Raw genomic sequence first — 9,757 nt, forward strand, 5'->3', positions numbered from 1 at the left:
CAATGTCACAACCTGCCGCTATTATTCGTATAAAGAACCTTCGTTTACGTACATTTATCGGAATTAAGGACGAAGAGATTAACAACCGTCAGGATATCGTTATCAATGTCACGATCCACTACCCCGCCGATAAAGCGCGTACCAGTGAAGATATTAATGACGCACTGAACTATCGCACCGTCACCAAAAACATCATTCAACACGTAGAGAATAACCGTTTCTCTTTGCTGGAAAAATTAACTCAGGATGTGCTCGATATCGCACGTGAACATCACTGGGTAACCTATGCTGAAGTGGAGATCGATAAACTGCACGCGCTGCGCTACGCCGATTCGGTATCAATGACCTTGAGCTGGCAGCGTTAACCGCCATATCGGGAGGCTGCATGAATATAGTGATCACCGGAGGGACGGGATTAATTGGTCGCCATTTAATCCCGCGTTTGCTGGAGTTGGGCAATCAGGTCACAGTGGTGACGCGTAACCCGCAGAAAGCCAGTTCAATCCTCGGCCCCCAGGTGACACTATGGCAAGGGCTTGCCAATCAAAGCAACCTCAACGGCGTTGACGCGGTAATCAACCTGGCTGGCGAACCGATTGCCGACAAACGCTGGACTCGCGAGCAGAAAGACCGACTGTGCCAAAGTCGCTGGAATATTACCCAAAAACTGGTGGATTTAATTAACGCCAGCGACACGTCGCCGTCGGTCCTTATTTCCGGTTCGGCGACGGGATATTACGGTGATTTAGGTGAAGTTGTCGTTACCGAAGAAGAGCCTCCGCATAACGAATTTACCCATAAACTCTGCGCTCGTTGGGAAGAAATTGCCTGTCGGGCGCAAAGCGACAAAACGCGAGTGTGCCTGCTGCGTACCGGTGTAGTACTGTCACCAGATGGCGGTATTCTCGGCAAAATGCTGCCGCCGTTTCGCCTCGGTTTAGGTGGCCCAATTGGCTCTGGTCGGCAGTATCTGGCCTGGATTCATATCGATGATATGGTCAACGGGATTCTCTGGCTGCTGGATAACTCTCTACGCGGACCGTTTAATATGGTTGCCCCCTACCCGGTACGTAATGAACAATTTTCCCATGCGCTCGGCCATGTACTGCATCGCCCGGCAATTATGCGCGTCCCCGCGACTGCCATTCGGCTGTTAATGGGCGAATCTTCAGTTCTGGTGTTAGGTGGACAACGCGCGTTACCTAAAAGGCTGGAAGAAGCGGGTTTTGCGTTTCGCTGGTACGATTTAGACGAGGCGCTGGCGGATGTCGTTCGCTGATGTGGTTTACCGCGAACATCCGCCAGTTAGTGCCTGGTAATTCAGAATTAGTGGCTTTTCGCCAAAAGGTCGTCTGGCGAAAGTCGGGTCACCATCAGAACTAATTCTCTGTCTAAACCTCTCTCCAGCATCTCCTGAGCAATTCGCAGGGCTTCTTCGTGTTTGCCCTGCATTGCGCCTTCTTCACGTAATCTGTCAGCAATGGTCATTAGTTTCTCCTTTTCTTGTGGTGCACGTTCCGCTATCTCACCAATAAATGAGCGGAAGCGCTGGGCATCCCCCGTTTGTAATACGTAATTAAACAGGGCTTTTAGCTGCCTGTCATTAGTGTTGCCTGTAATAAGCAGAGAAACTATTTGATCGACTAATCCCAACAGATCGCGCTGGCGAATATGTTTCTGCATTAACTCCAGCAACGCCATTTTGCGGTGTTGCATAATCTCGTCATCCGGCACTACGGTAATATCCACCAGCGGAAAAGCCGATGAATAAATTTGGCGGGCAATAGCAGGTTCCGCAAATTCATCAAGCCAACATAAAGAATAAGGATAAGGACTTCTGCAACCATGATAAAACAGCATCGGGATCACCAAAGGCAGTTCTTTATAGCCTGCATCAAGATGGTTTTGCATTGCCGCGATAGAATAGCGCATCATGCGAAAAGCCATTAATTCTTCCGCCTTACTTTGGTGTTCAATGACGACATAAATATATCCCATCCCCTCCTCAGTTTTCACTGACCACAAGATGTCGGAGTAATATTGCCGCAGGTTTTCATCAATAAAACTGTTGGGTTCCAGTTTTAACGTCGATAAATCACAAAGTTTACGTAGCGGCGCAGGAAGGTGAATATCAATAAAATCCCGTGCGGTGTCCGGATGACGTAAAAAGGATTTAAATACCGCATCATGCGGTGTGGAAGTTGTCGATATGGTCATGGCGTTCCGTCACCCCTCAAATTTAAGATGACGAGACAATAACTACCCTTTATAAGCAATGCAGCAGGCAGTTTTAATATCTGGACAGCGAATTCAGAACTATTTTAAGTGGACTGCAATATATACATGTCAATGGAAGCCAACTCGCAAATTAGCCTTGAAAATACTCCGGCAGCATTAGCCACCAGAGAGGAAATTATTTCAGCGATCCCTTAAGGAACTGTTGCAAACGAGAACTTTGCGGGTTGCCAAATAATTGTTCTGGCGCACCCTCTTCTTCGATTTTCCCCTGATGGAGGAAAATAACATGTGTGGAGACATGGCGAGCAAATTCCATTTCGTGGGTTACCACCACCATCGTTTTCCCCTCTTCCGCCAGCTGCTGCATAATGCGCAGCACTTCGCCCACCAGCTCTGGGTCAAGGGCCGATGTAGGTTCATCAAACAGCAGAACTTCTGGTTCCATTGCCAGCGCCCTTGCGATGGAAACACGCTGTTGCTGACCGCCAGAAAGGTGCACCGGATATTTCCCCTGCGCACGTTCGTCTATGCCGACCTTCGCCAGATATTTCACCGCTCGCTCGCGCGCTTCCTGCTTGCTCAGGCCCAGCACCTGAATGGGCGCTTCCATGACGTTTTCCAGCACCGTCATGTGGCTCCAGAGATTGAAGTGCTGGAATACCATCGTCAGGCGTGTGCGCAGCAAGCGCAGCTGATTTTTATCGGCGACTTTGAGTTGGCCGTCTTTATCCCGCACCAGATTGATAGTCTGGCCGTTAACCACGATCGAGCCTTCACTCGGTTTTTCGAGGAAGTTAATGCAGCGCAGAAAGGTACTTTTCCCCGATCCCGACGATCCGATGATGCTGATCACATCCCCGGCGTTCGCTTGCAGTGACACCCCTTTCAGCACTTCGTGTTCGCCGTAGCGTTTGTGCAAATCGATAACGTTTAATTTATTCTCGGACATCGTATTCTCAGTGCGTTGAAGAAGGTTTCACATGCTGCAACCAGCGTTTTTCCGCTCTGCGAAAGAGGCTGATCAGGACATAAGAGATGATTAAATAGAGTACCGCAGCAATGCCAAAGGCGGTAAAAGGTTGATACGTCGCGGCGTTGATATCACGGGCAATTTTCAGCAGATCCGGCACCGTGGCAGTAAACGCCAGCGCAGTAGAGTGCAACATCAGGATCACTTCGTTGCTGTAGGCCGGTAAAGCAATGCGCAGCGCCGACGGCAAAATAGTGCAGCGATACATTTTAAAGGTCGAGAAACCATAGGCTCTGGCAGCTTCAATTTCCCCGTGCGGCACCGAGCGGATCGCTCCGGCAAAAATCTCGGTGGTGTAAGCACAAGTGTTAAGCGTCAGCGCCAGCACGGTACAGTTCAGGCCACTGCGGAAGAAAGCGTTAAGAAACTCGGTACCCTTAACAATCTCCAGCGTGTACATGCCGGAATAGAACACCAGCAACTGCACATACAGCGGCGTACCGCGAAAAATATAGGTAAATAACCAGATTGGAAACTGGATGTATTTATTACTTGAGACGCGACCAATCGCCAGAAACAGCGCCAGAATTCCGCCCATCACTACCGACAAAATCAGCAGCCAGAGGGTGATTGCCACGCCGGTAAAGCGGTAGCCGTCGGTCCACAGCAGTGGTTTCCAGTATTCCTGAATGATTTCGATCACAGGTCAGCCCTCTTCACACCCACGGAGTAGCGGCGCTCAAGGAACAGCAGCACACCATTGGAAACGGTGGTGAAAACCAGATAAATCACGCCACAGACGATGGCGAAATAGAACGGTTCCCAGGTACTTTTGCCTGCAAGTTGCGTGGCTTTCACCACATCTTCCAGGCCGAGTAACGAAACCAGGGCGGTAGATTTGAGGATCACCTGCCAGTTGTTGCCAATGCCTGGCAGGGCGTAACGCATCATCGCCGGAAACATAATCCGCCGAAACACTTGCCCACGAGTAAAACCGAACGCCGTCGCCGCCTCTATTTGCCCTTTCGGCACCGCCATAAACGCGCCACGGAACGTTTCGGTGAAGTAAGCACCGTAAATAAAACCCAGGGTGATAATACCGGCAACCATCGGATCAATATCAATCTGTCCGACGCCCATCGCCTCCGTCACCGCGTTTAGCGCAATCTGCAAACCGTAAAATATCAGCAGCATCAACACTAAATCCGGCACACCGCGAATCAGCGTGGTATATCCTTCGAAAATCAGCCCCGAGAGTCGATTTTGCGAAAGCTTACCGCCAGCGCCAATTAAACCGATGATTACAGCGAGCACTACAGAGCTGATGGCCAGCTCCAGCGTGACGAGCGCACCCTGTAAAATAACACCTGAAAACCCATACAACATGCTGCCTGTCCTGTCGTGTGTGGTGAATTACCGCCTCTTGTCTCCCTCCGGTTACCCGAAGGGAGCGGGCTTTCTTTCACCGATGGCGATTAGCCACCATAAACATCAAAATCGAAGTACTTTTTCGCTAATTTCTCGTAAGTACCGTCAGCGCGCATTTCGGCAAAGGCTTTGTTCAGTGCTTCGCGCAGTTCGTTATCTTCTTTACGCAGGCCCATGCCGGTCCCTACGCCAAACAGTTTTTCATCCTTAACAGACGGGCCACCGAATTTGTAATCTTTACCGACGGGTTGTTTGAGGAAACCTTCGCTGGCGGCAACTTCGTCCTGGAACGCGGCATCAATACGCCCGGCAGTCAGGTCAGAATAAATGTTGTCCTGCCCCTGATAAGAGACGATTTCAATGCCTTTTGGCGCCCAGTGCTCGTTACCAAATGTCTCCTGGGTCGTGCCCTGCAATACGCCCACCCGCTTGCCTTTCAGCGATTCTACTGTCGGCTGAATGTCGGAATTTTTCGCCACAACCAGGCGAGAATCGGCGGCGTACAATTTGTCGGTGAAGGCTATTTCCTGCTGACGTTTTTCGGTGATGGAAAGCGATGACATGATGGCGTCAATCTTCTTCGCTTTTAATGACGGAATTAACGCATCCAGCGGGTTTTCGACAAATGTACATTGCGTATTGATGCGTTTGCACAGTTCCTTCGCCAGGTCGATATCAAAGCCAACCAATTCACCTTGTGAATTTTTTGATTCAAACGGTGCATAAGTTGGGTCAGTACCGATGCGAATATTTTGCGGAATAGCAGCAAAAGCAGCAGTCGCGCTGGAGAAGGCCAGAACCAGAGAGAGCGATAGCACCAGTTTTTTCATAATGTCCTCAACTGACAGTCTTTTAATAGGGAATATTTACAGGTTTGTTACACTTATCGTGCCATAAAATTGACCAACAAGGCAAAATATCCTAGCCAGTTAATCGTATTATTTTTCATTAAAATTGCTTAAGTATGCATTTCAATGCACCACGATAGTGCAACAAACCTATAATGCACCATGATAATGACGCTATCAGATGCAGCTTCCCTGCGACGTATCAGTCACCATAGACATTAAAATCGAAGTACTTTTTCGCCATCTTGTCGTAAGTACCATCCTGGCGCAGCTCGCCAAGCGCTTTGTCAAAGGCGGCTGTCAGTTCGGCATCATCTTTACGCAGCCCGACACCGGTACCGTCACCGAAGTATTTTTTGTCTTTCACTGATGGGCCTGCAAAGGCGAACTCTTTACCGGCAGGTTGCTTAAGGAATCCTTCGCTGGCGGCGACTTCATCTTGCAACGCAGCATCCAGACGCCCCGCAGCAAGATCGGAATAGACTAAATCCTGGTTGGCATAGGCCACAACATCAATACCTTTACTGCGCCAGGTATCGTTAGCGTAGGCTTCCTGAGTGGAGCCTTGCAGCACTCCGACATGTTTACCTTTCAGTGAGTCCAACGTTGGCTGAATCGGCGAACCTTTAGCGGCAATCAGACGGGAATCCGCGGCGTACAACTTGTCAGAGAAAGCAATCTCCTGCTGACGTTTATCGGTAATGGAGAGCGACGAAATAATGGCGTCGATTTTTTTCGCTTTCAGTGAGGGGATCAGCGCGTCAAAGTCACTGGCAACCCAGGTACATTTCACCTGCATCCGTTTGCACATCTCGTTACCGAGATCGATATCAAAGCCAACAAAGTCACCTTTGGCATCTTTCGATGAGAACGGTGCATAGGTGGTATCCGTTCCGATACGTACCGTCTCCGGCAGCGCCGCGTAGCTGGAAGCTGCTGCGGAGATACCAACTAACAAAGACAGAGCGAGAATCGACTTCTTCATACATAACCCTCAAGTGAAATGGCTTTTTATATTGTGTATTGTGTTGTGTGTTTGCAGGCTCGTTCATGCAGGTCTTATGCCATCTTGCCGACAGCAGCAACATTCAACGCAAAATATGTTAATAAGACGTTGCATTATTGTCCTGAAATTGAAGATAGCAGGTATGGCGGTTGAATCGCAGCGTTTCGATTCAATGGAAGGAACAAAATGTCGAGGATTTGATCGCGGTTGCAAAATTGCCCTGAAACAGGGCAACAGCGGAGTTAAGCGCCCTGCCAGCGGGCAAAGAGATCTTCGGGAAGGGTTATCGCAAACTGGTCAAGAACACGGTTAACTGTCTGATTTATCAGATCATCAAGGGATTGCGGGCGATGATAAAACGCCGGGACGGGAGGCATAATCACCGCACCGATTTCAGCCGCCTGAGTCATTAAACGCAGGTGGCCTAAGTGCAACGGTGTTTCACGCACGCAGAGCACCAACGGGCGACGCTCTTTCAGCACCACATCTGCCGCGCGGGTCAACAGGCCATCGGTATAGCTATGGACAATGCCGGAAAGGGTCTTGATTGAACAGGGTAAAATCACCATGCCCAGCGTCTGGAAAGAACCAGAAGAGATGCTGGCAGCAATATCACGCGCATCATGAGTTACATCGGCTAACGCCTGCACTTCGCGCAGGGAAAAATCCGTTTCGAGGGATAAGGTCTGGCGCGCCGCCTGGCTCATGACCAGATGCGTTTCGATGTCTGCAACATCGCGCAGAACCTGTAATAAGCGCACGCCATAAATCGCGCCGCTGGCACCGCTGATGCCTACAATGAGTCGTTTCATAGAGAGTTGCCCTGTCAGACTTGCAGGCAGACTTTGCAGGATTTCGGCGGGAGTTGCAAGCCAGGGTGCCAGACTGGCACCCTGAGTGAAGGCATCATCCTTCGTTATGCATTTCCAGGTTTTCCACTTCGTTCTGACGTTGCAATGCTTTGGCGTCGTCATTACGTAAAGTATCAAGGAAATCGAGGTAGCCCTGATCAACATCTTTGGTGACGTAGACGCCGTTAAACACCGAACATTCAAACTGCTGGATATCCGGGTTTTCAGCGCGGACGGCTTCGATCAGATCATTGAGATCCTGGAAAATCAAACCGTCGGCACCGATGATCTGGCGAATTTCATCCACTTCACGGCCGTGAGCGATCAATTCCGTGGCACTCGGCATATCAATACCATAAACGTTCGGGAAGCGAATTTCCGGTGCCGCAGAGGCGAGGTACACTTTCTTCGCTCCGGCTTCGCGTGCCATCTCGATAATTTGTTCAGAGGTGGTGCCGCGCACGATGGAGTCATCAACCAGCAGGACGTTTTTATCGCGGAACTCAGCGCGGTTGGCGTTCAGTTTACGGCGCACGGACTTACGACGCAGTTGCTGACCCGGCATGATGAAGGTACGACCAACATAGCGGTTTTTAACAAAGCCCTGGCGGTACGGTTTGCCCAGAATTCGGGCGATTTCCAACGCGATATCGCAGGAAGTTTCCGGAATCGGGATCACCACGTCGATATCAAGATCTTCCCATTCACGGGCAATTTTCTCGCCCAGTTTCGTGCCCATATTCACACGCGCGCTGTAAACGGAAATTTTGTCGATGAACGAGTCAGGACGGGCAAAGTAAACATACTCAAACAGGCACGGATTGCTGACCGGATTGTCAGCACACTGACGGGTAAACAACTGCCCTTCTTCAGTGATGTAAATCGCTTCGCCTGGGGCGACGTCACGCAGGAACTCAAAGCCCAGCGTATCGAGCGCAACGCTTTCGGAAGCGACCATATATTCTGTGCGATTCTCGTCGATATCGCGTTTCCCCAGTACCAGCGGACGAATACCGTTAGGATCGCGGAAGGCGACCATACCGTGACCGATAATCATCGCCACACAGGCATACGCGCCGCGAATTTGGCGGTTAGTCGCGGCAATGGCGGAGAAAATGTTATCGGCTTCCAGCGGGTAGTGGCGGAAGTTATCCAGCTCGCTGGCGAAGATATTAAGCAGAATTTCCGAGTCGGAAGTGGTGTTGATGTGGCGGCGTTTTTCTTCAAACAGTTTTTTACGCAACTCGTGAGCGTTGGTCAGATTGCCGTTGTGGGCAAGCGTAATACCATACGGAGAGTTAACGTAAAACGGCTGCGCTTCAGAGGCACTGGAGCTGCCAGCCGTAGGGTAACGCACATGACCAATGCCCATATTGCCCTGCAAACGCTGCATATGGCGAGCTTCAAATACATCGCTCACCAGCCCGTTCGCTTTACGCAAACGGAAGCAGTTATTGGCATCTATGGTGATGATGCCAGCGGCATCCTGACCGCGATGCTGAAGCACCGTTAAGGCATCATAAATCGACTGGTTAACCGGCATAACACCGGCGATACCGACAATACCGCACATACGTCTTTTTCCTCGTTAAGCCACATCTCAGAGCACTTACGCCCTGGGCAAGAAACTTGACGAGCTTTGCAGATAATCAAAAAACCATCTGATGATAAAACTGAACTGCGGGATCAGCTGTGATTTGCTCCAGTCTTCGCTTTTCGACACTCCAGTAAAGGAGTCGAGAAAGAAGAGAATGGCAGCAACAATCAACACACCGCGCAACGCACCGAAGCAGACGCCCAGCACCCGATCGGTGCCTGACAACCCCGTTTTCTCCACCAGCTGGCCTATCACGAAGTTCACGATAGCACCAACGATCAGGGTAGCGATAAACAGTACCGCGATGGCAATCCCATTTCGAACCAGTTCGTCTTCAAAGCCCGTAAACCAGACTGACAGGTAAGTGTAGTAATGACTGGCGACAAAGAAAGCACAGCCCCATGTCACCAGCGATAACGCTTCACGAACAAAGCCGCGGATCAGGCTAACCAGAGAGGAAAAAGCAATCACCGCGATTATGGCGTAATCAATCCAGACCATATGTGTCCCACGATTTTACGCCCTGTCATCCTGTTCGGGGCGCATTCTAACAGAAAAAGAAAACGTTTGCGTAGGGATTTCCTTCCCGCGCATCAATAAAAATGGCGCTGAAAAAATATTCAACGCCATCGACTTTTTATGCCTTTGCGGCATCGGGCAATGTTTGTCGGATGCGGCGTGCACGCCTTATCCGACCTACGGTTCTACCTCTGCGTAGGCCTGATAAGACGCGCTGGTGTCGCATCAGGCAACGGCTGTCGGATGCGGCGTGAACGCCTTATCCGACCKACAGTTCTACCCCTGCGTAGGCCTGATAAG

The 9,757-nt window shown here is 50.3% G+C and carries 11 protein-coding genes; 2 read left to right on the top strand and 9 right to left on the bottom strand.

Annotation, left to right across the window (positions count from 1 at the left end; all coding sequences use genetic code 11):
- Positions 1 to 2: 2 nt before the first annotated feature.
- Positions 3 to 365, top strand: coding sequence for a dihydroneopterin triphosphate 2'-epimerase (folX, locus tag FFT88_RS12500; protein ID WP_130207240.1), 363 nt, complete (start codon positions 3 to 5; stop codon positions 363 to 365).
- Between the two features lie 20 nt (positions 366 to 385).
- A complete protein-coding gene (locus tag FFT88_RS12505) occupies positions 386 to 1,279 on the top strand; it encodes a TIGR01777 family oxidoreductase (RefSeq protein ID WP_135404725.1) in 894 nt (297 codons plus the stop codon).
- A 47-nt stretch (positions 1,280 to 1,326) separates the two neighbouring features.
- On the opposite strand, the gene rpnB is transcribed toward FFT88_RS12505, so the two are convergent.
- The 9 genes from rpnB to cvpA form a co-directional block, all read right to left on the bottom strand.
- A complete protein-coding gene (gene rpnB / locus FFT88_RS12510; protein ID WP_135404722.1) occupies positions 1,327 to 2,217 on the bottom strand; it encodes a recombination-promoting nuclease RpnB in 891 nt (296 codons plus the stop codon).
- A gap of 196 nt (positions 2,218 to 2,413) precedes the next feature.
- The gene (gene hisP / locus FFT88_RS12515) at positions 2,414 to 3,187 is read right to left on the bottom strand and encodes a histidine ABC transporter ATP-binding protein HisP (protein ID WP_130236940.1); all 774 of its coding nucleotides are present in this window, start codon (positions 3,185 to 3,187) and stop codon (positions 2,414 to 2,416) included.
- A 7-nt stretch (positions 3,188 to 3,194) separates the two neighbouring features.
- Positions 3,195 to 3,911, bottom strand: a complete 717-nt coding sequence (locus tag FFT88_RS12520) for an ABC transporter permease (protein ID WP_135404720.1) — start codon at positions 3,909 to 3,911, stop codon at positions 3,195 to 3,197.
- Entirely contained in the window at positions 3,908 to 4,594 is a 687-nt protein-coding gene (gene hisQ, locus FFT88_RS12525) for a histidine ABC transporter permease HisQ (protein WP_130207250.1), read from the bottom strand. Before hisQ ends, FFT88_RS12520 begins: the two co-directional genes overlap by 4 nt.
- Positions 4,595 to 4,683: 89 nt before the next feature.
- Positions 4,684 to 5,466: a histidine ABC transporter substrate-binding protein HisJ gene (gene hisJ / locus FFT88_RS12530; RefSeq protein ID WP_000737621.1), complete on the bottom strand. Its 783-nt coding sequence runs from the start codon at positions 5,464 to 5,466 to the stop codon at positions 4,684 to 4,686.
- A gap of 220 nt (positions 5,467 to 5,686) precedes the next feature.
- Positions 5,687 to 6,469, bottom strand: a complete 783-nt coding sequence (argT, locus tag FFT88_RS12535; protein ID WP_064526540.1) for a lysine/arginine/ornithine ABC transporter substrate-binding protein ArgT — start codon at positions 6,467 to 6,469, stop codon at positions 5,687 to 5,689.
- A 263-nt stretch (positions 6,470 to 6,732) separates the two neighbouring features.
- Complete coding sequence (gene ubiX, locus FFT88_RS12540) at positions 6,733 to 7,302, bottom strand: flavin prenyltransferase UbiX (RefSeq protein WP_135404717.1); 570 nt, start codon at positions 7,300 to 7,302, stop codon at positions 6,733 to 6,735.
- A 94-nt stretch (positions 7,303 to 7,396) separates the two neighbouring features.
- On the bottom strand, positions 7,397 to 8,914 hold the full coding sequence (gene purF, locus FFT88_RS12545; protein WP_130207254.1) for an amidophosphoribosyltransferase: 1,518 nt from the start codon (positions 8,912 to 8,914) through the stop codon (positions 7,397 to 7,399).
- A gap of 36 nt (positions 8,915 to 8,950) precedes the next feature.
- The gene (cvpA, locus tag FFT88_RS12550; protein ID WP_000262113.1) at positions 8,951 to 9,439 is read right to left on the bottom strand and encodes a colicin V production protein; all 489 of its coding nucleotides are present in this window, start codon (positions 9,437 to 9,439) and stop codon (positions 8,951 to 8,953) included.
- Positions 9,440 to 9,757 lie beyond the last annotated feature (318 nt).

The organism is Escherichia sp. E4930 (genome assembly GCF_005845405.1).
Lineage (GTDB): Bacteria > Pseudomonadota > Gammaproteobacteria > Enterobacterales > Enterobacteriaceae > Escherichia.